The sequence below is a fragment of the Tardiphaga robiniae genome (genome assembly GCF_001618955.1).
In the GTDB taxonomy this organism is placed as follows: Bacteria; Pseudomonadota; Alphaproteobacteria; order Rhizobiales; family Xanthobacteraceae; genus Tardiphaga; species Tardiphaga robiniae_A.
Genome location: NZ_LVYV01000005.1, coordinates 21,603 through 42,337, shown reverse-complemented (window position 1 = coordinate 42,337; position 20,735 = coordinate 21,603). Strand labels below are relative to the sequence as shown.

28 protein-coding genes are annotated in these 20,735 nt (G+C 61.9%); 16 read left to right on the top strand and 12 right to left on the bottom strand.

Annotated elements, in window-relative coordinates:
- The first annotated feature begins 140 nt into the window (after nt 1-140).
- Nucleotides 141-845, top strand: coding sequence for a hypothetical protein (locus A4A58_RS09165; RefSeq protein ID WP_068731179.1), 705 nt, complete (start codon nt 141-143; stop codon nt 843-845).
- A gap of 3 nt (nt 846-848) precedes the next feature.
- Here the strand turns inward: A4A58_RS09165 and A4A58_RS09160 are convergent, their stop codons facing one another.
- Nucleotides 849-1,871 (bottom strand): S1C family serine protease, encoded by a 1,023-nt coding sequence (locus A4A58_RS09160; RefSeq protein WP_068731178.1) that lies wholly within the window; start codon nt 1,869-1,871, stop codon nt 849-851.
- Between the two features lie 198 nt (nt 1,872-2,069).
- Here A4A58_RS09160 and A4A58_RS09155 point away from each other — a divergent pair, with 198 nt between their 5' ends.
- Complete coding sequence (locus A4A58_RS09155; protein WP_068731177.1) at nt 2,070-3,392, top strand: dicarboxylate/amino acid:cation symporter; 1,323 nt, start codon at nt 2,070-2,072, stop codon at nt 3,390-3,392.
- A 9-nt stretch (nt 3,393-3,401) separates the two neighbouring features.
- On the opposite strand, the gene A4A58_RS09150 is transcribed toward A4A58_RS09155, so the two are convergent.
- Together A4A58_RS09150 and A4A58_RS09145 are read right to left on the bottom strand one after the other, a co-directional pair.
- Nucleotides 3,402-3,716, bottom strand: a complete 315-nt coding sequence (locus tag A4A58_RS09150; RefSeq protein ID WP_068731176.1) for a hypothetical protein — start codon at nt 3,714-3,716, stop codon at nt 3,402-3,404.
- 34 nt (nt 3,717-3,750) lie between these two features.
- A complete protein-coding gene (locus A4A58_RS09145) occupies nt 3,751-3,930 on the bottom strand; it encodes a hypothetical protein (RefSeq protein ID WP_068731175.1) in 180 nt (59 codons plus the stop codon).
- 144 nt (nt 3,931-4,074) lie between these two features.
- On the opposite strand from A4A58_RS09145, the gene A4A58_RS09140 reads away from it, so the two are divergent.
- The 5 genes from A4A58_RS09140 to A4A58_RS31105 all read left to right on the top strand — a co-directional run bounded on the left by A4A58_RS09140 (nt 4,075) and on the right by A4A58_RS31105 (nt 6,890).
- A complete protein-coding gene (locus tag A4A58_RS09140) occupies nt 4,075-4,350 on the top strand; it encodes a hypothetical protein (protein WP_068731174.1) in 276 nt (91 codons plus the stop codon).
- 193 nt (nt 4,351-4,543) lie between these two features.
- Entirely contained in the window at nt 4,544-4,975 is a 432-nt protein-coding gene (locus A4A58_RS09135; protein ID WP_068731173.1) for a nuclear transport factor 2 family protein, read from the top strand.
- A gap of 122 nt (nt 4,976-5,097) precedes the next feature.
- Nucleotides 5,098-5,991 (top strand): hypothetical protein, encoded by an 894-nt coding sequence (locus A4A58_RS09130; RefSeq protein ID WP_068731172.1) that lies wholly within the window; start codon nt 5,098-5,100, stop codon nt 5,989-5,991.
- Between the two features lie 171 nt (nt 5,992-6,162).
- Nucleotides 6,163-6,609, top strand: a complete 447-nt coding sequence (locus A4A58_RS09125) for a hypothetical protein (protein ID WP_068731171.1) — start codon at nt 6,163-6,165, stop codon at nt 6,607-6,609.
- 143 nt (nt 6,610-6,752) lie between these two features.
- Nucleotides 6,753-6,890 (top strand): hypothetical protein, encoded by a 138-nt coding sequence (locus A4A58_RS31105; RefSeq protein ID WP_192855898.1) that lies wholly within the window; start codon nt 6,753-6,755, stop codon nt 6,888-6,890.
- 73 nt (nt 6,891-6,963) lie between these two features.
- Here the strand turns inward: A4A58_RS31105 and A4A58_RS31100 are convergent, their stop codons facing one another.
- The 3 genes from A4A58_RS31100 to A4A58_RS09115 form a co-directional block, all read right to left on the bottom strand.
- Nucleotides 6,964-7,107 (bottom strand): hypothetical protein, encoded by a 144-nt coding sequence (locus tag A4A58_RS31100; protein ID WP_172980332.1) that lies wholly within the window; start codon nt 7,105-7,107, stop codon nt 6,964-6,966.
- A gap of 122 nt (nt 7,108-7,229) precedes the next feature.
- A complete protein-coding gene (locus tag A4A58_RS09120; RefSeq protein WP_068731170.1) occupies nt 7,230-7,712 on the bottom strand; it encodes a MaoC family dehydratase in 483 nt (160 codons plus the stop codon).
- 9 nt (nt 7,713-7,721) lie between these two features.
- Nucleotides 7,722-8,180, bottom strand: coding sequence for a MaoC family dehydratase (locus A4A58_RS09115; RefSeq protein ID WP_068731169.1), 459 nt, complete (start codon nt 8,178-8,180; stop codon nt 7,722-7,724).
- A 178-nt stretch (nt 8,181-8,358) separates the two neighbouring features.
- Here A4A58_RS09115 and A4A58_RS09110 point away from each other — a divergent pair, with 178 nt between their 5' ends.
- The gene (locus A4A58_RS09110; RefSeq protein ID WP_068731168.1) at nt 8,359-8,682 is read left to right on the top strand and encodes a DUF4282 domain-containing protein; all 324 of its coding nucleotides are present in this window, start codon (nt 8,359-8,361) and stop codon (nt 8,680-8,682) included.
- Nucleotides 8,683-8,754: 72 nt separating this feature from the next.
- Here A4A58_RS09110 and ychF read toward each other — a convergent pair whose 3' ends face one another.
- The 4 genes from ychF to A4A58_RS09090 all read right to left on the bottom strand — a co-directional run bounded on the left by ychF (nt 8,755) and on the right by A4A58_RS09090 (nt 11,712).
- A complete protein-coding gene (gene ychF / locus A4A58_RS09105; protein WP_068731167.1) occupies nt 8,755-9,852 on the bottom strand; it encodes a redox-regulated ATPase YchF in 1,098 nt (365 codons plus the stop codon).
- Between the two features lie 9 nt (nt 9,853-9,861).
- Nucleotides 9,862-10,485: an aminoacyl-tRNA hydrolase gene (gene pth / locus A4A58_RS09100; protein WP_068731166.1), complete on the bottom strand. Its 624-nt coding sequence runs from the start codon at nt 10,483-10,485 to the stop codon at nt 9,862-9,864.
- Nucleotides 10,486-10,506: 21 nt separating this feature from the next.
- Nucleotides 10,507-11,217: a 50S ribosomal protein L25/general stress protein Ctc gene (locus A4A58_RS09095; protein WP_068731165.1), complete on the bottom strand. Its 711-nt coding sequence runs from the start codon at nt 11,215-11,217 to the stop codon at nt 10,507-10,509.
- Between the two features lie 243 nt (nt 11,218-11,460).
- Nucleotides 11,461-11,712: an accessory factor UbiK family protein gene (locus A4A58_RS09090; protein ID WP_068731164.1), complete on the bottom strand. Its 252-nt coding sequence runs from the start codon at nt 11,710-11,712 to the stop codon at nt 11,461-11,463.
- Between the two features lie 176 nt (nt 11,713-11,888).
- Here A4A58_RS09090 and lgt point away from each other — a divergent pair, with 176 nt between their 5' ends.
- The 5 genes from lgt to A4A58_RS09065 all read left to right on the top strand — a co-directional run bounded on the left by lgt (nt 11,889) and on the right by A4A58_RS09065 (nt 16,557).
- A complete protein-coding gene (gene lgt, locus A4A58_RS09085; RefSeq protein ID WP_068731163.1) occupies nt 11,889-12,740 on the top strand; it encodes a prolipoprotein diacylglyceryl transferase in 852 nt (283 codons plus the stop codon).
- A 1-nt stretch (nt 12,741) separates the two neighbouring features.
- Complete coding sequence (locus A4A58_RS09080) at nt 12,742-13,866, top strand: class I SAM-dependent methyltransferase (protein WP_068731162.1); 1,125 nt, start codon at nt 12,742-12,744, stop codon at nt 13,864-13,866.
- On the top strand, nt 13,863-14,630 hold the full coding sequence (pgeF, locus tag A4A58_RS09075; protein WP_068731161.1) for a peptidoglycan editing factor PgeF: 768 nt from the start codon (nt 13,863-13,865) through the stop codon (nt 14,628-14,630). Before A4A58_RS09080 ends, pgeF begins: the two co-directional genes overlap by 4 nt.
- Before the next feature lie 198 nt (nt 14,631-14,828).
- Entirely contained in the window at nt 14,829-15,437 is a 609-nt protein-coding gene (locus A4A58_RS09070) for a hypothetical protein (RefSeq protein ID WP_068731160.1), read from the top strand.
- A gap of 166 nt (nt 15,438-15,603) precedes the next feature.
- Nucleotides 15,604-16,557, top strand: a complete 954-nt coding sequence (locus A4A58_RS09065; protein ID WP_068731369.1) for a ribose-phosphate pyrophosphokinase — start codon at nt 15,604-15,606, stop codon at nt 16,555-16,557.
- A gap of 11 nt (nt 16,558-16,568) precedes the next feature.
- Here A4A58_RS09065 and A4A58_RS09060 read toward each other — a convergent pair whose 3' ends face one another.
- On the bottom strand, nt 16,569-17,081 hold the full coding sequence (locus A4A58_RS09060; RefSeq protein WP_068731159.1) for a 6,7-dimethyl-8-ribityllumazine synthase: 513 nt from the start codon (nt 17,079-17,081) through the stop codon (nt 16,569-16,571).
- 423 nt (nt 17,082-17,504) lie between these two features.
- Here A4A58_RS09060 and A4A58_RS09055 point away from each other — a divergent pair, with 423 nt between their 5' ends.
- From A4A58_RS09055 to proC, 3 genes are all read left to right on the top strand, one after another.
- On the top strand, nt 17,505-18,005 hold the full coding sequence (locus tag A4A58_RS09055; protein ID WP_068731158.1) for a YbjN domain-containing protein: 501 nt from the start codon (nt 17,505-17,507) through the stop codon (nt 18,003-18,005).
- A complete protein-coding gene (locus tag A4A58_RS09050) occupies nt 18,002-18,433 on the top strand; it encodes a GNAT family N-acetyltransferase (RefSeq protein ID WP_068731157.1) in 432 nt (143 codons plus the stop codon). The genes A4A58_RS09055 and A4A58_RS09050 overlap by 4 nt, the downstream gene beginning before the upstream one ends.
- Before the next feature lie 70 nt (nt 18,434-18,503).
- Nucleotides 18,504-19,337: a pyrroline-5-carboxylate reductase gene (gene proC, locus A4A58_RS09045; RefSeq protein ID WP_068731156.1), complete on the top strand. Its 834-nt coding sequence runs from the start codon at nt 18,504-18,506 to the stop codon at nt 19,335-19,337.
- Here the strand turns inward: proC and A4A58_RS09040 are convergent, their stop codons facing one another.
- Nucleotides 19,338-20,726, bottom strand: a complete 1,389-nt coding sequence (locus tag A4A58_RS09040; protein WP_068731155.1) for an ATP-binding protein — start codon at nt 20,724-20,726, stop codon at nt 19,338-19,340.
- Nucleotides 20,727-20,735 lie beyond the last annotated feature (9 nt).

The following is a 20,735-nucleotide window of genomic DNA, read 5'->3' as shown; positions in this document are numbered from 1 at the left end:
GACGAGAGCGTGATCAGCCCGGCGCGACCAACCTCTTCGTCACGCGGACGGGATGGCTGATATGCCCGGCCCGGGAATGCCTGTTATCGCAGTACGCGAGCGTCTACACTGGTGCCCGTTGGCGCAGTGGGTGGCTTGAAGTGTTCGACGGTTTCTACAAATGTGACTATCGGGCGGGCGACGTGGTCGGTCGCAGCGTCATGTATTGCAAGGACGGCCGCATGCTGGGCGGCAACACCGCTTTCGCCCATATCGGCACCTATGAGGAAGCCGACGATGCCATCCATGCGGTGATCCACGGCCAGCGCCATCATGTCGGCTCGCAGTTTCGCACGCTCTATGGCGACGACGACGGCTCGATCCGCGTGCGTGGCATCCACGACGGCAAGAACTACAGGTTCACGGGCGGCGACGCGCAGGGCAAGGGGCCAGCCTTCGAATCCGTGATGACGCGGCTCGACGAAGAGGATTTCCCGGACACCGGCACCGTGGGCGATGGCGGCATCGCCAACGGGCTGTATTCGCTGCACATGAAAACCCTCGACGGCGTCGAGGACGGGCTGACCGGCGTGATGCTGCTGTTCGACGGCCGCATTCTCGGCGGCGACGCGCGCTTCTATTATCTTGGCGCCTATGGCTCAGCCGGCGGCCGCTGGAAGGGCGAGATCGTCAATCAGGAACACACGCCCGCAGCCGGCGGAAGTTCGCTGTTCGCCGGCTATGAAGTGGGCATCGGCTTTTCCGGCAGCTGCAGCGACGGCTGCGCGGCATTCGAAGCCACCGCCCTCGCCGGCAAGCGCAGCCTGCGCCTGAAAGCCGAGCTGTCGCTGCTGCACAAGGCCTGATGGTTACGCGCGCGCCAGCACCTTGCGCTCGAGGGGATGAATGTCGATGGCGCGCAAGCGGCCCATCCGCAGCACGTCGATCTCGATCGTCCGATCGATACGGTCGCGATCAAGAATGCGGATCAGATCGTCGACGCCATTCACCGGCACGTGATCGAGACTGACGACGACATCGCCGGGCAACAGACCAGCCTTGAACGCCGGACCGTCGGGCTCGATCTGGTCGAGCAGCGCGCCCATGGTGTTCTCGATGCCGGCGAGCACCGCATGGCGGCGCGGGATCGGCGCGGTCTGGCCGGACACGCCGATGAAGGCGCGGCGGACATAGCCGTGCCGGATGATCTCCGACAGCACGAATTGCGCGGTGTTGCTGGCCACCGCAAAGCAGATGCCCTGCGCGCCCTGGATGATCGCGGTGTTGATGCCGATCACCTCGCCGCGCGACGACACCAGCGCGCCACCGGAATTGCCGGGATTGAGCGCGGCATCGGTCTGGATCACGTCCTCGATATTGCGCCCGCTCACCGAGCGGATCGAGCGGCCGAGTGCCGAGACGACACCGGCGGTGACCGTGGATTCGAAGCCGAGCGGATTGCCGATGGCGACCACGAGCTGGCCGCGCTTCAGGTTCTTGGAATTGCCGAGGCCCGCATAACGCAACTCGCGCGCGCCATCGGCCCGCAGCAAAGCGAGATCGGTATCGGGATCGGCGCCGAGCACGCGGGCATCGGTGACGACACCTTCGGTATCGCGCAGGCGAATATGCTTCGAATTGCCGACGACATGGCTGTTGGTCAGGACAAGGCCGTCCGGCGAGATGACGATGCCGGAGCCCAGCCCGCCGCGTTCGCGGGCATTCGGCGTCTTCGCTCCGGTCTCGACACGCACGACCGCGGGACCGACGCGTTCGGTGACATCGATGACCGCGTTCGAATATGCATCGAGCAGCGCAGCATCGTTCGGCACTGCGGCAACGGCGGGTGTCGCGGAATCGTCGTCTAAGGGATGTGCGGTGATATCAAGCATGGCGATGCTTCCTTTGACATTTAAATGGCCCCGGCGCGCACCACTGCAAGTGCAGCATGCGCAGTGGACATGGCGGGGCTGCATCGCGCTTTAACCTCAGGTCTGTTCAAACCGTGACTTTACGCCGCAGCTCAGCACACCTATGTTTTGCGCGCGGCTGTCGATGGTGATGAGCGCTTTTCAAGGGACGAAACCACGATGGCCAAGCAACCCTGGTATCGCATTCTCTATATCCAGGTGCTGATCGCGATCGCGATCGGCGTCACCGTCGGCTACTTCTATCCAGATGCCGGCAAGGCCCTGAAGCCGCTCGGCGACGGCTTCATCGCGCTGATCAAGATGATGATCGCGCCGGCGATCTTCTGCACCGTGGTGCACGGCATCGCCTCGATCGGCGACATGAGCAAGGTCGGCCGCATCGGCGGCAAGACGCTGCTGTATTTCGAGACGGTCTCCACCCTGGCGCTGCTGATCGGCCTGCTGGTCGGCCACTTCCTGCAGCCCGGCGCCGGCTTCAATATCGATCCCTCTACATTAGACGCGAAATCCGTCGCCAGCTATGTCAGCCGCGCCAAGGAGGAAAGCTTCATCACCCATCTGATGGGAATCATTCCGACGTCCTATTTCGACTCGCTGGCCAAAGGCGATCTGCTGCAGGTGCTGCTCGTGGCGATCCTGTCCGGCTTCGCGATCTCGCATATGGGCAAGCCCGGCGAAAAGATTGCCGAAGGCGTTGATCTCGCCGGCAAGATGTTCTTCCGCATCATCGGCATGATCGTGCAGCTCGCGCCCATCGGCGCCTTTGGTGCAATGGCTTTCACCATCGGCTCGTTCGGCCTCGGCGCCCTCGTCAATCTCGGCTATCTGATCTTCACCTTCTATCTGGCGTCACTGCTGTTCGTGCTGCTGGTGCTCGGCGGCATCGCGCGCGCCTTCGGCTTCTCGATCCTGCGCTTCATCGGCTATATCAAGGACGAGCTGCTGATCGTGCTTGGCACCTCGTCGTCCGAGACCGTGCTGCCGCGCATGATCACCAAGATGGAAGCCCTGGGCGCATCGAAGCCGGTGGTCGGTCTCGTCATTCCGACCGGCTACAGCTTCAATCTCGACGGCACCAATATCTACATGACGCTGGCCACGCTGTTTCTGGCGCAGGCCACCAACACGCATCTCACCTTCGGCCAGATGGCCGCGGTGCTCGGCGTGGCGATGCTGACATCGAAAGGCGCATCGGGCGTCACCGGCGCGGGCTTCGTGACGCTGGCCGCGACGCTGTCGATCATCCCCGATATTCCGATCACCGCACTGGCCATCATCGTCGGCATCGACAAGTTCATGAGCGAATGCCGTGCGCTCACCAATCTGATCGGCAACGGCGTCGCCACCATCGTCATCAGCCGCTGGGAAGGCGAACTCGATCGCCATCAGCTCCATGAAGCGCTGCTGCATCCGATCGATTTCGGCGAAGAGATGGAGCGCCGGCCGCTGGGAGGAGAGCTGCCGGAGAAATCGGCCGCCTGATCGCCCTGTCTAGGGCACCCGATCCGGCATCAGCGCCGTCACCGCCTCTGCGCTGGCGTCCGCACCTGACAGCAACAGATACTGCCCGTTCTGTAGCGTCGCCGCGTTCGCCACGACGACGGCCCGTTTCGGGCAGATGCCAAGGCAGCTCGTCAGCACCACGCGTGGACTTTTCACGTCCTGCTTCGCGCTGCGGCGTTTCAAGTCCGACTTGAGCGATTTGCGCAGCGCCTTGCCGTCATCAATGCGACCAAGGCATTTCTTGCAGACGAGAACGGGCGACGCGCGGCGCAAGCGGGCGGTGACGACGGGTTTACTGGCCATTCCTCTTATATAGAAACCGCCCGCTGCATTGCGATCACCCCGACCGGCGGTTGCTGGTGTTCTGCGTGAGATTGCCGTGCGCTCCCTGCTCGCGAATATTGTGCTTCTCGTCGTCGCGATGACCCTTGGTGTTATCGAGCGTGACCTTCGGCGCGCTGCCGGGTCCCTTGTCGCTGCAGTTATTTTCGGGAACGGGCTGGATGTGCTTGGTCATCGGGAATCTCCCCTTGCAGGTCGAGAGCAACGCAGCCGCCCAAACTGCGTTCCTTAACCAGGCTCCAGCACATGAAATCCCCGCCCGCCGTTGAACCTTCTGGCGCCGTTATTTGACGCATAAAATGTTGAGTGGGGGCGCTGCATGAAAATCGCGTTGCTGATCTTGCTGGGTCTGGTTCTGGGGTTGCTCGGTGGAGCGGCCGTGGGGATCGGCGCCGGCGTTGCCTGGGTCGAATTGTTCAAGACCAGCAATTTCGAGGGCTATAGCGCCATGCTGGTGTTTTTCACCTTCATGCCCATTGGCGCACTCCTCGGCGCCGTCAGCGGGGCCCTCCTGTTCGGCGTCATGGCTGCCCGCATCGGCGATGTCGCCATGGAGCGGCTCCCCGTGCAGGACCACGAGCAGACATACCGGTAAGGTTATGCCGACGCCGCAGTGCAGCTTAACGTTTTGGTGAGCAGCTCCTCACCACGAACATTTGTGCATTGCAAAATAATCCGTTGAATTTTAGCGAAATTATATTACTTCAGCTATCAAGCAATTTGTGCAGACCGCCCGGGCAACGTTGCCCCGGCGCGCAAGTGTTTCAACCATTTTCAGGACTATCCCAATGACAGAGCACAGCCTCTGGCGTTTCTCGCGCGCGTTGCATCGCGCCATCAACGAACGCCAGCTCGACCACCTCACTGACATCATCGACGACAATATCGAGTGGGCGGTCTACGGGCCGATTGATATGTTTCCGTTTCTCGGTGCGCGTCACGGCAAAGCCGCCGTGCTCGATGTCTGCAAGCAGATCGCCGACAATGTGCGGGTGCATCGCTTCGAGCGTGAGTCGATGATCCTTGGTGATGAATCTGGCTCTGCAATGATGCGCTTCTCGCTGACCGCGCTGGATTCGAACCGTCCCATCAGCCTGCGGCTGGCGCAATTCGCGCAGTTCAAGGCCGGGCGTTTGACCAGCATGCGCGTGGTCGTGGATACGTTCGACCTGGTCGAACAGGCATTGGGCCGGCCTATCCATCTGCCGAAGATCGCCTGAGCAGCACGGCGATTGCCAATCGCCAACGCCCATCCCCAGCGAAATGTTGCGACGCCACAATTCCGCCGGGCCTGATGGTATTATGTGCCAATCGATCCGCGATCTTGCTGGGCAGTGGCACGATGGCTTCAGTCAAACCGACATATTGGGCGCTCATCGCGGCCGCCGGAACCGCGTTGGCCTTCCCGGCTCACGCGCAGAATCCGTGGCGCGGCCTCGTCGACGTTGCGCCGCCTCCCGGTGAAATAGAGTCGGTCGACACCACCCCCACTCCTCCTGCAAATACCCCGGAACCCGACTGGAGCCTCTTGAACGCCGACGATTCACCGACGGCGAAGGCATCACTCCGCGAGAAGCGCTCGTCGCTGATCGTCGGCAGCCCGTCGTCCAGCTGGACTTCCAACGACAGCAACGGCGCGTCCGCACTCTCGGTCAAGCAGTCGGTCACGCCATTCTGGGATACGCGCGTCGGCGCCGACATCAATGTCGCCCGGCAAAACGCGCCGCGCAGCGCAGCCGATGCCTACCGCAATCAATTCGGAGACGGTACGGCGCAGGCCCAATCGGGCGGTGCAGCCTGGGCGGCCGCGACTGCTCCCGGCGTGGGCTCAATCTGGGACAAGACGGCGATCGAAGCGCGTGTCGATCCGGGTGCGGATCAAACCAAACTGGGCACTTCGCTCAGCAAGTCGGTACCCATTGCCGGCGATCAGTATTCGCTGACGCTGCAGAGCGGCTACAACGTGATCCAGCAAGGCAGCATTCCAGCCATTGGCTACAACGGTCGCCCGACGCGCAGCTATGAGACCGACCAGCTCGCGCGCTTCAACATCACCGATACCGGCACCAGCTTCATCGCCGGACAATCGCTCGCAACCACCGACGACAAATGGCTGCGCAAGTTCGGCGCCGAGCAGAAGCTGTTTGGCGGCGTCAACGTCTCCGGATCGATCAGCGAGACCGTTCAGGGCGTGACCAACAAGACGTTCTCGGCCGGCTTCAAGCATAGTTGGTAAAGTAAGTTTTAATACACTTTGCCAGACGATTGCCGGCAAAGATCGGCGCCCTGCCGCATATTCGCCGCGATCTCGTCAAAATCCACTGCGCAGATGTACACGTAAATTTGTCATGCGGGGGACCGCGCTCGCTCACTGTGAAGTTTACTTCACACAAACAAGGAAGAGCTGATGAGTGCCATTCGTTCAGAACAGACAGAAGCCAAAGATGACGACAGCAACCTCGCCGCTGTGTCTGAAGTCGAAGCGGGCATCCGCGACTTCGTGCGCAACGATATCGCTTACCTCCGTCGTCCGGTGCCTGGCATGGTGAACAATTCAAGCGAAACCACCACCACCAGCAGCGCCGATGCGCCGCTGGAAGGGACGACCGAAGCTACCGTGAACAGCGTCAATTCGCTGATCCAGCGCGTCGCCGGCACCTCGCTCGGCGAGATCGAGAAGCTGGTTTCCGAACTCGAGAGCCTGCGCGACCTGCTCCACGCCGAAGGCCAGCGCGTTCAGCGCGAGATTTCCGGCTACGCCCAGCTTAGCCAGGCCGCGATGAAGTCGACCCGCCTGATCGCCGACAATGTCGCTCAGTGGAAGCGTACCGCTGACGGTCTACGTCACGACTGATCGGCACTAGACCACCCGAATCAAAAGCCGCCGCCCGAAAGGGCGGCGGCTTTTTCATGAGCCCGTTCAATTGAACTTTATTCGTTTTGTTCCCGACCAACGGTTACGCAGCACCTGCGAACTGCTTTTGGGGGAATCGATCCGTGGAGACCATTCGGCCGAACAACACCGATCCCATTCCGGCGCGCAGCAACGCGCCCAGGATGGGGACCATTATCTTGCGGTTTGTCGGGTTGCTGTTCGTGGCCGTGGCGCTGCTCGCCTGGGCCTGGAGTCGCTGAGGTCGCGATCATCGACCTCACTCACGAAAAACCCGCGCAGCCGGGCGCGGGTCTGGTTAGCAAATCGTAAAAATTACTGACTTACGACCGCGCTGCTCTCGAGCGTATAGGCGCCATCGGCATAACCCTTGACCACCATGCAAGTGGCCAGCATCACCGCAAGCGTCACGCTCGCAAAGATGAAGCCCACAAATTTCAGTCCGGTACGGTCAGCCATTGTCGTCCCCAAATAGTCCTGCAACGTCGTCTTAGTCGCTATATGTGTGAGTCGCAGATCACGCTCACAAGGTTCAGAACCCCTTAACAGAGTTCAGGTTCCATCGATAAAGTTTGAAATGGTTAAGCCGCATCGCCCCGTTGCGGCAGGAAGACCGAACCGAGGAAGCTGTAAACCTCCTCGCCGCGCTGATTAACGGCAACGTTCTTCGACTGCAAGATGCCCCAGCCCGGACGCGTTGCCGTCGCGCGCACGGAAACGACCTCGCTGCTATAGGTCAGGGTGTCGCCCGCAAGAACAGGCCGGCTCCAGCGCAGATCACGAAAGCCGGGCGATGGCCCGCCGACTGGAGGCGCTTCGCCACGCGCCTCTGCCTCCGCCTTTGCACGCTGGCCGTCAGCCACCAGCAACTTCATGCACACCGACGCCACATGCCAGCCCGACGCAGCCAGACCACCGAATAGCGATTTGCGGCCGGCCTCTTCATCGAGATGGAACGGTTGCGGATCGAATTGCCTGGCAAACGCCTTGATCAACTCCGCCGTAAATGTGAACGAGCCGAGCTCACGGCGCATACCGATTTGGATGTCTTCCAGATAGCGCATGCTGTAACCCTAGTTCCCGGACGCGGGTTGGCGCCGCCCGATCATGATCGGCGTAATCATCTCGGAAATCGTCTGCCCCTTGGCATTGCGTGTGCTGAACTTGAATTTGACGATGCCCAAGGTTGGCCGGCTTTGCGATGCGCGGGCCTCGATCACTTCGACATCCAGCGTGAGATCGTCGCCCGGGCGAAACGGCGCAAGCCATCGCATCTGATCCACGCCCGGCGAGCCCATCGATGCGGTCTTGTGCAGAAAGCCGTCATAGATCATCCGCATCATCAGCGAGCACATGTGCCAGCCTGAGCCGGATAGTCCTTTGAGCATCGACGCGCTTGCCGCAACTTCATCGAGATGCATCGGCTGCGGATCGTATTCTTGGGCATAGGCGATAATCTCGTCGCGCGTAATATGGCGCGGCCCGAAGGTCCCGAAGTAGCCGGGCTTAAAATCTTCAAATGTCAGGGTCATAATGGGGAATGCCGTCGAGGAAGCCTGATTGTGGCCGTTATTTGCAGCAATCTCAACCCGGTCGCTTGCATGGCTTTCCCGCGATCCTGCCCGTCAATGTGGTCGGGCCGGGATATTTGAAGCCGTTTCTCAATCCAATTGAATTTGTCACTCATCTACACGGCGGGGGATTTCACCGATGTTCGAATTTCGCGATCTGTTTCAATGGGACCGTTTCATTACGCCCACCATCATCAAGACGTTCTACTGGCTGGTGATCGCACTGATCATTCTGTTCGGCATTTCCGGGATCTTTTCCGGTCTCGCCGCAATGGCCATCAGCCCGTTCGGCGGTTTCGTCCTCGTGATGTCGAGCCTCGCCAGCGTGATCGTCGGCATCATCTTCGCACGTATTGCGGCTGAGTTCGTTCTGATCGTGTTCCGCATCAACGAGCATCTCGGCGCGCTACGGGATCAGGGGCAAAACCTCGGGCAAGATCACGGCCACGGCCAGCAGTACTGAGTGCAGAAAAATACGCCGTCATCCCGAGGTGTGCACCTCGAAGGATGACGGCGTGGATTTCAAGCGCCCTACTTACGTGTTGAACCGGAAATGCAGCACGTCGCCGTCAGCGACGACATATTCCTTACCTTCCAGCCGCAGCTTGCCGCCATCGCGCGCGCCAGCTTCGCCGCCGAGCCTGACATAGTCGTCATAGCCGATGGTTTCCGCGCGGATGAAGCCTTTCTCGAAATCCGTATGAATGACAGCTGCAGCCTGCGGTGCCTTGGTGCCCTGGGTGATGGTCCAGGCACGGGCTTCCTTGGGGCCGACGGTGAAGTAGGTGATGAGGTGCAGCAGCGAATAGCCCGCGCGGATCAGGCGATCGAGGCCCGCTTCTTCAAGCCCGAGCGTATCGAGGAATTCCACGCGTTCGGCACGTGACAGCGTCGCGATTTCGGATTCGATCTTGGCGGAGATGGCGACCGCAACAGCGCCCTCCTTCGCGGCATGTTCTGCGACCCGCTTCGAATATTCGTTGCCCTCGCCGGCCGCACCTTCCTCGACGTTGCAGACATAGAGAACGGGCTTCGAGGTCAGCAGGCCGAGCATGCCGAAAGCACGCTCTTCCTCGGGCTTGCGCTCGAGGAAGCGGGTCGGCTTGCCGTCACGCAGCAGCACCAGAGCGCGCTCGACCAGATCGAGCTGTTCCTTGGCGTCCTTGTCGTTACCCTTGGCCTTCTTGGTCAGGTTGTCGATGCGCTTCTCGCAGGAATCCAGATCGGCGAGCATCAGCTCGGTTTCGATGATCTCGATATCGGCGAGCGGATCAATCTTGCCTTCGACATGCGTGATGTCGTCATCGATGAAGCAACGCACCACATGGGCGACAGCATCGACTTCGCGGATGGTGGCGAGAAACTGGTTGCCGAGGCCTTCGCCCTTCGACGCGCCTTTCACCAGGCCCGCGATATCCACGAAGGTCAGGCGCGTCGGAATGATCTGCTGCGACTTGCCGATCTCGGACAATTTGTCGAGGCGTTTGTCCGGCACCGCAACTTCACCGACATTCGGCTCGATGGTGCAGAACGGATAGTTCGCAGCCTGCGCCGCCGCCGTTTCGGTGAGCGCATTGAACAGCGTCGATTTGCCGACATTCGGCAGCCCGACGATCCCGCATTTGAAACCCATGACCCTGTCCTAATTCTTCGACGGCTTCTCAGCGGAGCCGTTGTCGTCCTTCGACGTGAAACCCTTGGCCTGCATCGTCAGATGCACCTTGTTCTGAAACGACGAGTCCTGACCACCGATCAGCAAGCTTACATGTTCGGTCACCGCGTCGGCGAACGCTTCGAGCTGCGGCCGTTCGGCCTTGGCGAAATCGCTCAGCACGTGATTATGCACCAGCTCCTTGGCACCGGGATGTCCAATGCCGAGGCGAACGCGCCGATAGTCGTTGCCGATATGCGCGGAGATCGAGCGCAGACCGTTATGTCCGGCAATGCCGCCGCCGATCTTCACGCGTACTTTCGCGAATGGCAGTTCAAGCTCATCGTGAAACACGGCGATGTCGCCGAGTGAAATCTTCAAATAGGCGGACGCTTCCTGAACTGAGCGGCCGGAATCGTTCATGAAGGTCATCGGCTTCAGCAGGACGACACGCTCGCCGTCCAGCGTGCCTTCGGAGGTCTCGCCCTGAAAGCGACGGCGCCACGGTCCAAAACCGTGACGCCGCGCGATGTCGTCGAGAACCATGAACCCGATATTGTGCCGGTTGCCCTGGTATTTGGCACCAGGATTTCCGAGACCAACAAAGAGAAGCATGACGCGGAGCTCCGCGCCGGATTACTTCTTCTTCGCCGGAGCGGCGGCAGCAGCCGGAGCCTTTGCACCAGCGGCAGGCGCCTTGGCGCCGGCAGCCGGAGCCTTGGCACCAGCAGCGGCGGGAGCCGCAGCAGCAGCCGCAGGCGTCGCAGCTTCTTCGCCGTAGCCCGACGGAGGCACGATGGTGACCAGCGTCAGGTCGGCATCGCGAGCCAGCGTCTTCACGCCCTTCGGCAGAACAACGTCGGTGATATGCAGCGACGTGCCGATATCGAGCTGGCCGACATCGACTTCGAGGAACTGCGGAATGCTCTCGGCTTCGGCTTCCAGTTCGATCGTGTGGGTCACGATGTTGATGGTGCCGCCACGCTTCACGCCCGGAGCGCCTTCAGCACCCTTGATGTGCAGCGGAACGCTGACGCGGATGGTCGCGCCTTCGCCGAGGCGGAGGAAGTCGACGTGGAGCGGGAAGTCCTTGACCGGGTCGAGGTGGAAGTCGCGCGGAATCACGCGGTGCTTCTTGCCCTCGAGCTCGATGTCGTAAATCGTGGTGAGGAACCGGCCTGCCAGAATGCGCTGACGCAGTTCGGCATCATTCACCGAAATCGCCACGGGGGGCTTGTTGTCACCATAGATCACTCCGGGCACTCGGCCGGCGCGACGCTCTGCCCGTGCGGCCCCCTTGCCGCCGACCGGACGTGAGGTCGCCTTCAATTCCTTGACGGTCGCCATCGTTTAAGTCCTTGTTTTCTAAAAGTTAAAGGCCGCAAAGCGGCCCGTTTCCACGCTGCAGCAAGCCTCCAGGGGTGCGGGGGCTGCGGACGTGGGCGGCTTCTACCGCCGAAACGCCAAAAAGACAAGGAAATGACGGGCTTTTTCTTCGTCGGCGGAGCCCTTCCAGGGGCCTATTTTAGCCATTTGTGGGCAGGCAGCCGATGTCCGGCGCGCCGTGCAGGCCACCGGCAGGGCTGCCGCTCACCCGCCGAGCTTGGCTTCCAGCGCTGCGATCCGGGCCTTCAGCGTCTCGTTCTCCTCGCGGGCGAGCCGGGCCATATCCTTGACCGCCTCGAACTCCTCACGTTTCACGATATCGAGGTCGCGCAGGATCTTCTCAGCCTGATTGCGCACAACCGTATCGACCTCGCGCTTGACGCCCTGAGCCGCGCCGGCGGCATCATTCATCAGGCGGCCGATCTCGTCGAAGAACCGATTGTTGGTCTGGGTCATGGCAAGAACTCCGGTCGGATGAACAAACACGCGGGATTAAATTGTAGGTCGACAATGGCGATCCCGGCCGCGCAGTTCAAGTATCGCCTGCGTTTCGCGTTCACAACTGCTCAAGTCCCTTAATTCGTCACAAGCCAATGCTTTACTGGCGGCATCGGGAGCCGTAAGCCCACCACATGCCGTTCCTCACCATCGCCTTCCCCGTTTTCGATCCGATCGCCATCGCGCTCGGCCCGATCGTCATTCGCTGGTACGCACTGGCCTATATCGGCGGCATCGTGCTCGGCTGGATCTATGCCCGCGCTTTGATCAAGAGCACGAAGCTCTGGGGTGGCCCCTCGCCGATCTCGCTACTGGATTTCGACGACTTCATCCTGTGGGTGACGATCGGCATCATTGTCGGCGGCCGCACCGGCTATGTGCTGTTCTACAATCTGGATTTCTTCATTGCCCATCCCGCCGAGATCTTCGAGCTATGGAAGGGCGGCATGTCGTTCCATGGCGGCTTCATGGGCTGCGTCTTTGCCGTGTTTCTGTTCTGCTGGAAGCGTGGGCTGTCGGTCCTGTCGCTCGGCGACATCACCTGCGCGGTCGGCCCGATCGGGCTGCTGCTCGGACGCCTCGCCAATTTCATCAACAGCGAATTATGGGGCCGCCACGCGGACGCCAGCGTGCCCTGGGCGATGGTGTTCCCCAATGGCGGGCCGCTGCCGCGCCATCCCAGCCAGCTCTATGAAGCCGGCCTCGAAGGCATCGGACTGTTTCTCATTCTGGCCCTGATGATCCGGGCCGGTGCGCTGAAGCGGCCTGGCCTGATCCTCGGCGCCTTCATCTTTTTTTATGCGCTGGCACGTATTTTCGGCGAATTCTTTCGCGAGCCGGACCCGCAACTCGGATTCCTGTGGGGCGGCCTCACCATGGGCATGCTGCTCTCGGTACCGATGATATTTGTGGGACTCGTTTTGATGGTGCGCGCCTGGCGAAAGCCGCAGGCATCGCTCGAATTGAGCCCGGGCAAGAAGGCCTGATGTGACCGACCAATCGCCGCTGCAGGATGAAATCAAGCGCCTGATCAAGTCCACCGGACCTATGCCGGTGTGGCGCTACATGCAGCTGTGCCTGACCCATCCGCACCACGGCTACTACATTTCCCGTGATCCGCTCGGTCGCGAGGGCGACTTCACCACGTCGCCCGAAGTCAGCCAGATGTTCGGCGAACTGCTTGGCCTGTGGTCGGCCTCGGTCTGGCGCGCGATCGGCGCGCCGCCCTTCGTCCACCTGATCGAACTTGGCCCCGGCCGCGGCACCATGATGGCGGATGCGCTGCGCGCATTGCGCGTGCTACCGCCGCTGTATCAGGCGCTCAACGTACATCTCGTCGAAATCAATCCGGTGCTGCGCGAGAAGCAGAAGGCAACGCTGTCCGGCGCCCGCAACATCACTTGGCACGACAGTATCGAAACCGTCCCCGCAGGCCCGTCGATCATCCTTGCCAATGAATATTTCGACGTCCTGCCGATCCATCAGGCCGTGAAGCGCGAAGGCGGCTGGCACGAGCGCATGGTGGATATCGACAGCAACGGCCAGCTGATGTTCAGCGCATCAACTGATCCGCTACCGCGCTTCGACGTGCTGCTGCCGCCACTGGTGCGCGCAGCCCCTGTCGGCGCGGTGTTTGAATGGCGACCCGATACCGAGATGATGAAGATCGCCAGCCGCGTCCGCGACGAAGGCGGCGCAGCTCTAATCATCGATTACGGCCATGTCCGAAGCGATGCCGGCGACACCCTGCAGGCTATCGCACAGCATAGCTATGCTGATCCGCTGAAGAATCCCGGCATGGCCGATATCACCGCGCATGTTGATTTCCAGGCGCTCGGCCGCGCGGCGGAGGATGTCGGCGCACGCGTCCACGGGCCGGTGACGCAGGGTGAATTCCTCAAGCGCTTGGGCATCGAGACGCGCGCGCTGACCTTGATGGCCAAGGCCACGCCGGAAGTATCGGAAACGGTCTCAGGCGCACTGAAGCGCTTGATTGACAGCGGCCGCGGCGGCATGGGCTCGATGTTCAAGGTGGTCGGCATCTCCGATCCCAATATCGACACGCTGGTGGCGCTGAGCGACGACACCGGCATCGAGGCCCCAACATCATGACTTTCACGTCGCCTTTGCTGTCAGCCATTCCCGGCCTGCGCCACGCGTTCTTCACCCGCGACGGCGGCGTCTCCGAAGGCATCTATGCCGGCCTCAATGGCGGGCTCGGATCGAACGACGATCCCGCGCATGTGGCGGAGAACCGCCGGCGCATGGCGGCGGAGATGGGCGTCGCCCCCCTGCACTTCCTCACCGCCTATCAGGTCCATTCACCTGACGTCGCCGTAGCCAACGCGCCGTGGGACGGCGCATCACGGCCGCGCGTCGATGCAATGGTGACAAAGGTCGAGGGCTTGGCGCTCGGCGTCACGACGGCCGATTGCGGACCGGTGCTGTTTGCCGATCCCAAGGCCCGCGTCATCGGTGCCGCTCATGCCGGCTGGAAGGGCGCCTTCACCGGCGTGCTCGAGGCCACAATCGCAGAGATGGAAAAACTCGGCGCCGACCGCTCCGACATCGTGGTCGCGATTGGTCCGCTGATCCGCCAGCCAAGCTATGAGGTCGGTGCCGAGTTCGTCGAGCGCTTCACGCAGGTCGACGCGGGCTTTGCCCGGTTCTTTATTCCCTCGACCCGCGCCGGCCATGCGATGTTCGATCTCGGCGGCTTCATCCGGATGCGGCTGGAGCGCGCCGGCATTGCCATTATCGATGACACCGGCATCGACACCTATCCCGACAAGAACCTGTTCAGCTATCGCCGGTCGGTGCATCGGAAAGAGCCGGATTACGGACGCCAGATCCACGCCATCGTGCTTGAGCGGTAACTCGCGCGTTCACGCACCGTTATCCTTAACGCGGCCGAACTGCCTCAAACTGAACGCGAATTGTCGGGGAGCGGTGACCGTTTCGCTCACCCTGGAAAGACCTGTGGCCGCGCTGCCCTAGACCTTAACGCATTTTAACGATATCGCTCGACCTGTCCGGCGCCGCTTGCGGCAAACGGACGGAAGTCGGGACGCCCTATGCGATTTTCTGCCCTTACGACCGATCGAGCCAGACCGCGCCTGATCCAGGCCGCGCTGTCGCTGACCGTAGCGTTTGGGCTTGCCGGCTGCGCCAATGTCCCCACTTCCGGCGGCGCCATGAACGCGCAGGCCAGCCTTTCCACCGCCTCCGGCCCCACGGTCGCATTCGAGTCCATCGACGGGCCGCCGCCGCAGGTCTTCGACCGCATGGTCAACCTTCTGGATAGTGAAGCGCGCCTGCGCAACCTTGCGGTTGTATCCCGCAACGACAGCGCCGCTTTCCGGGTCCGCAGTTATCTCGCTGCCCAGGTTCGCGGCGGTCAGACCTCGATCGCCTGGGTCTGGGACGTCTATGACCGCGACCAGAATCGTGCTTTGCGCCTGAGCGGCGAGGAACAGGCCGGCAAAGGCGGCCGCGACGCCTGGGCCACTGCCGACGACCTTGTCTTGCGGCGGATCGCGCAAGCGGGGCTCACCGGCCTCAATGGCATGATCAATGGCACCACGCCCGGCGAGCAGCCGCCCGCGCCACGCGGCAACGGACCCGCCATCGCCAGCACCGATGAATTGCCCGTGCAGGCTACCGCATTTGCCGAGACGCGCTGACTTCAGTTCACGTTAAGCAGAGGCCCGTTTTTACGCAGGAAAACAGCGGCCCACGGGTTGCCAGCGGACAGCCGTCCTTGATATCACCTCGCTCAGCTAGACGAGTTCTTGTGGGTAATCCGATATGCTGAACGTTGTATCCACCAAGCCGCGGGGAGACGCGTCGATGTCGGCCAAGAACGGTTCGATCAAACTGGTCGCCGGTAATTCCAATCCTGTCCTCGCGCAGGAAATCGCGACCTCGCTGAATATCCCGCTGACCAAGGCCAGCGTCCGGCGCTTCGCCGACATGGAAATCTTCGTCGAGATCCAGGAAAACGTTCGCGGCTCCGATGTCTTCATTCTTCAATCCACGTCGTTCCCGACCAACGACCATCTGATGGAATTGCTGATTATCACCGATGCGCTGCGCCGCGCTTCCGCGCGCCGCATCACCGCGGTGATCCCCTATTTCGGCTACGCTCGCCAGGACCGCAAGGCCGGTGGCCGCACCCCGATCTCGGCCAAGCTGGTCGCCATCATGATCACCCATGCCGGCGCCGACCGCGTCATGACGCTCGACCTGCATGCCGGCCAGATCCAGGGCTTCTTCGATATCCCGACCGACAACCTCTATGCCGCGCCGCTGATGGTGCGCGACATCAAGGAGAAGTTCGATCTCGCCAATGTGATGGTGGTTTCGCCCGACGTCGGCGGCGTCGCCCGTGCCCGCGGCCTTGCCAAACGCATCAACGCGCCGCTCGCCATCGTCGACAAGCGCCGCGAACGTCCCGGTGAATCCGAAGTGATGAACGTGATTGGCGACGTCGCCGGCTACACCTGCATCCTGATCGACGACATCGTCGACTCCGGCGGCACGCTGGTGAACGCCGCCGATGCGCTACTCAAATACGGCGCCAAGGACGTCTCCGCCTATCTCACCCATGGCGTCTTGAGCGGTGGTGCCGCCGCGCGCATCGCCAATTCCAAGCTCAAGGAATTGGTGATCACTGACTCGATCCAGCCCACGGAAGCCGTGAGCAAGTCACCGAACATCCGCGTGCTCTCGGTTGCCTCGCTGATCGCCGAAGCGATCGGCCGCACCGCATCGGAAGAGTCGGTGTCGAGCCTGTTCGACTAAGGCTCGCGCCTCTACACGATCCCAGCCGCGACCTGACCGCGCAGACGTTCCAGACTGAGCAGTGTCTCGGCGCAGGCGGCGGCAACCTTGAAACCGCTCTCCGCAAAGTGCTTGCGGAAGAATGCCGCGCGCTCTTCGGTCTCGTGGAAATCCTCCGGCGCCGTCACGGCCGAGAACACCGGGATCTCGGTACGTAGCTGCACATCCATCAGCGCACGGATGACGGTGTCCGCCACGAAGCCGCGGGTACCACTGTCGACGACAAGGCCGGCCGCGACGATGGCGGTGTAGCGCCGCGTCTTGGCCAGCACCTGCACATGCAGCGGAATCTCGAACGAGCCAGGCACTTCGAACAGATCGACTTGGGACGGGCCGATATGACGTGCCTCGATCTCGCTCAGAAACGACTCCCAACAGGGCGCAACGATGTCGCGATGCCAGGATGACTGCACGAAGGCGACGCGTTGCGGCTTGGCAAAGCGCGGGTGCTGGATTGCGGAGGACTCGGACGTCGTGTCGTTCATGGCCTGATACTTTCGTTACGGCCAAACTATGCCGAAACCGAACCAGCCCAGCAAGGCCATCCACAGGCTGTATCGGGGCCAAACAGGACTCCTGTAAGGCCGGGAAAGCTTGCAGGGCCCCGCGGCGGAATCAATAGTTACCATCCCAACCGGACTCGCAGCACGCGAGGGCGCACCGCACAGACTCGCAATCCGGGAATCCGATTCCGGTTTGTTCTCATTGCGGCGAGATGACCTGTGGATGAGGGCCGGTTTGTCTGTGGATGGATTCGTGGTGCCGTTGCGCAGATTCAGCAAATCACATCACTTCAAACTCGCAAGGTCTGGACGAATAGAACTTGCAGCCTGCAGCGACGCTCCGACATTTTCGCGTACCGGCCAGCTGTTTGCATCATCACATTTCAAGAGCAAGGTCGCGACGGCATGTCACTCCTCGAAGGTACTATCGATTCACGGCTCAACCCGCTCGCCGTTGTCGAGGATATTGCCGCCGATCATAACTGGACGTTCGAGCGCTCCGGCGAAGACGAAGTCACAATTGTTTCCAAAGGTGACTGGATCGATTACCAGCTCTCCTTCACCTGGATGAACGAGATCGAGGCGCTGCATCTGGCTTGCGCCTTCGACATGAAGATTCCACCCGCACGCCGCGCCGAAGTGCAGCGCCTGATCGCCATGATCAACGAACAGATGTGGGTCGGTCATTTCGATATCTGGACTCACTCAGGCATGGTGATGTACCGGCAGGCGCTGGTGCTGCCCGACGGCCTCATTGCGACGACCGCGCAGTGCGAAGCCATGCTGGTCTCGGCCATCCATTCCTGCGAGCGCTATTATCCGGCAATGCAGTTCGTGGTGTGGGCCGGCAAGACCGCCTCCGAAGCAATGTCTGCTGCGATGTTTGATACAGCCGGCGAAGCATGACCAACGCGCCCGTCATCACCGTGCCGGATGCGCCCGGTGAAGCGGAGCGTCTGGTCGTCGCCAATGCCTTGCTGGCCTACAACACCAAGACGGTCGGACCGAACAATTACCGGCCGCTCTCGATCCTGATCCACGATCCCGCGACCGGCGAACCGATCGGCGGCATCTGGGGCAAGACGGCGTTCAATTGGTGCTTTGTCGAGCTGTTCGTCGTGCCCGAGCAGTTCCGCGGCCAGGACATCGGCTCGAAGGTCCTCGCCAAGGCGGAAGAGATCGCGCGCGAGCGCGGCTGCATCGGTCTGTGGCTCGATACCTACTGGTTTCAGGCCCGGAGCTTCTACGAAAAGCAGGGCTATGAAGTGTTCGGCGAAATCCCGGACTATCCGCGCGGCGGTCCGCGCTACTTCCTGAAAAAGAGCTTCGTCTAGACCGGTTCAGGCTGTGCAGCCCGCCCCGCAATGTTATGGTCCTGGCCGTTCTGACAGCCGGGATTTTGCGATGACCTCCTCCACGACCTCACGCGCGCTCAACGATATCGACGGCCACATCGTGCTGGCCGGCGCCGGGAAGATGGGCGGCGCGATGCTGACGGGCTGGATCGCTGGCGGGCTCAATCCGAACCGAGCCGTCGTGATCGACCCGTATGTCTCCAACGAGATCAAGGCGCTCGCGGCCAAGGGCGTCCGTCTCAATCCGGACGTGAAGGACATCGGCGCTGTCGCCGCACTGGTTCTTGCCGTGAAACCACAGATGTTCGCCGAGGTCGGGCCGACACTGCGCGAGATCGCCGGATCGTCTTTGGTGGTCTCGATCATGGCCGGCACGACCATCGCCGGCATCGCCAAGGCCTGCGGCGGCAAAGTGGTGCGCGCGATGCCGAACACGCCGGCCGCCATCGGCCGCGGTATCACCGTGGCGGTTGCTGCGAGCGACGTATCGCAGGAGCAACGCGGCTTGACCGATGCGCTGTTGCGCGCCACCGGATCGGTCGAATGGGTCGAGGACGAAAGTCTGATCGATGCCGTCACCGCCGTCTCTGGCTCGGGGCCTGCTTATGTGTTCCTGCTGGCCGAAGAAATGGCTCGCGCCGGCGTTGCTGCCGGTTTGCCACCCGAACTCGCGATGAAGCTTGCTCGCGAGACGGTGTCCGGCTCCGGCGAACTCCTGCGCCAGTCCGATCTCGATGCGGCGACGCTGCGCAAGAATGTCACCTCGCCCGGCGGGACCACTGCAGCGGCGCTCGGCGTGTTGATGGCCGATGACGGCTTCGAGCCGTTACTGACTCGCGCGATTGCTGCGGCAACGGCGCGGTCGAAGGAACTGGCGAAGTAACTAGACGGGCACCCGCACCACCGCCCGCAAGCCACCCATCGGACTATCCGTCAGCGTGATATCGCCGCCATGGGAGCGCGCGATATCGCGGGCGATGGCGAGGCCGAGGCCTGTGCCGCCTTCGTCCTGATTACGCGCGTCGTCGAGCCGCAGGAACGGTTTGAACACTTCCTCGCGCATGTCGGCGGGAATACCGGGGCCGTCATCATCCACAGTCACCGTCAGATAGCGATGATCGCGATGGCCGGTGATGGCGATGTCGTTGGCATGGCGCGCGGCATTCGAAACCAGGTTGCCGAGGCAGCGTTTGAAGGCCGCGGGCTTCACCGTAACGATCGGCAGGCCGTGGAACGTGACCGTTGCCTTGTGTCCGTTGCGCTCGGCATCGCTGCGAAGCTCTTCCAGCGCCGCCGCCATATCGGTCGGCTGCGCCTGCTCGCCGCTGTCGCCGCGCGCAAAGGCGAGATAGGCCTCGAGCATGCCCGACATCTCGTCGATATCCTTGCGCATGCCATCGACTTCCGGACCGTCCTCGATCAGCGCCAGTTCAAGCTTGAAGCGCGTCAGAATGGTGCGCAGGTCATGCGAGACGCCGGCTAGCATCGCTGTGCGCTGCTCCATCGCGCGTTCGATACGCGCCTTCATCTCGATAAAGGCATTGGCGGCGCGACGCACCTCGCGCGCACCGCGCGGCCGGAAATTCAGCGCTTCGCGGCCCTTGCCGAAACTTTCGGCGGCGTCAGCAAGTTTCAGGATCGGGCGGATCTGGTTACGCAGGAACAGGATCGCGACGATCAGCAGGATCGAGGACGTCCCCACCATCCAGAACAGGAAGATTTCCGAATTCGATGCATAGGCTGCGCTGCGCTGGGCGAAGATGCGCATCACAGCATCATCGAGCTGGATGCGGATTTCCACGAGATTGGAGCGGCCAACGGTGTCGATCCAGAACGGCCGCGTGATCTGCCGACCGATCTGGACCGACAGCGCCTGATCGAGCAGCGAGAAGAACGGCTTCGGACCGGGCGGCGGCATGTCGCCGAGCGGCAGGAAATCCACGACGAGGCCAAGGCGCTGCTGCGCGATGGCTTTGATCTGCGTGCGGTCCTTATCCTGCGGATAGACCTTGTAGACGTCGATCAGCGTTGCGATGTCCTGCACCACGGCCTGCGACAGGCGGCGCGTCACCGTGTTCCAGTGCCGCTCCATGAAGACGAAGGCCACCACCGACTGCAGCAGCACCATCGGTACGATCATGATCAGCAGCGTGCGGGCATAGAGCCCCGTGGGCATCACGCTCTTGAAGCGCCGGCCCATCAGACTGTGCGCCGCGGAGACGCGGCCTGCCGCAGAGCGGAGGATGGTAATGCCGGTGTCGAGCGTGGTCATCGTGCAAAC